The organism is Kineococcus indalonis, assembly GCF_009906395.1.
In the GTDB taxonomy this organism is placed as follows: Bacteria; Actinomycetota; Actinomycetes; order Actinomycetales; family Kineococcaceae; genus Kineococcus; species Kineococcus indalonis.
This window is the reverse complement of record NZ_JAAALM010000919.1, coordinates 1-818: the sequence shown is the minus strand read 5'-3', so window position 1 is coordinate 818 and position 818 is coordinate 1. Positions and strand designations below refer to the sequence as shown.

At 81.8% G+C, this 818-nt stretch carries 1 protein-coding gene; it reads right to left on the bottom strand.

Going from position 1 to position 818, the window contains the following annotated elements; translation table 11 throughout:
• Window positions 1-48: 48 nt before the first annotated feature.
• On the bottom strand, window positions 49-818 hold a 770-nt coding region (locus tag GTR00_RS21940), incomplete at its 5' end, for a biotin--[acetyl-CoA-carboxylase] ligase (RefSeq protein WP_166613597.1).

The following is an 818-nucleotide window of genomic DNA, read 5'->3' as shown; positions in this document are numbered from 1 at the left end:
GGGCGCGGCGCCGCCCCCGGCCCGCGCCGCGGCGAGGAGCCGGCGGCCTCAGCGCCCGCGCAGGTGGACGACGTCCGCGGCGGCCAGGCCCGTCCGGGCGCCGCCTGAGGCGCGCACCACGAGCCGGCCGTCGGCGTCGACGTCCTCGGCCTCGCCGTCCAGGACGTCCCCGCCGGGCAGGTGGGCGCGCACGGGCTCGCCGAGGGTGAGGCACGCGGCGCGGTAGGCGGCCGCGGTGGCCGCCGGGTCGGCGGCCCACTCGTCCAGGCGCTCGCGCAGGGCCCGCAGGTAGCGGCGCAGCACGGTGTCGCGGTCGGTGCTGCGCGCCCCGGCCAGCGCCAGGGAGGTCGGCGCCACCGGCACCGCGCCCGCCGCGGGCTCCAGCGGCGGCGGCGCGGGCAGCTCCCCGTCGGTCTGGGTGACGTTCACGCCCGCGCCGAGCACGACGGCGTCGCCGGCGGCCTCGGCGAGCACCCCGCAGACCTTGCCCGCCCGGCCGGGGCCGCGCACGAGCACGTCGTTGGGCCACTTCAGGCCCGCGTCCACCCCCAGGCCCGCCAGGGCGTCCACGACCGCCACGCCGGTCAGCAGCGGCAGCCACGACCAGCGCTCGCGCGCGGCGGCGGGACGCACCAGCACCGACACGGCCAGGCCCGCGCGCGGCGGCGTGCTCCAGCTGCGGCCCAGCCGCCCGCGCCCGGCGCCCTGGTGCTCGGCGACCAGGACGGTGCCGTCGGCGACGTCCTCGCGGACGCTGCGCTCGAGCAGGTCGGCGTTGGTGGAGCCGGTGGAGGCCACCACGTCCAGGGCCGCCCACC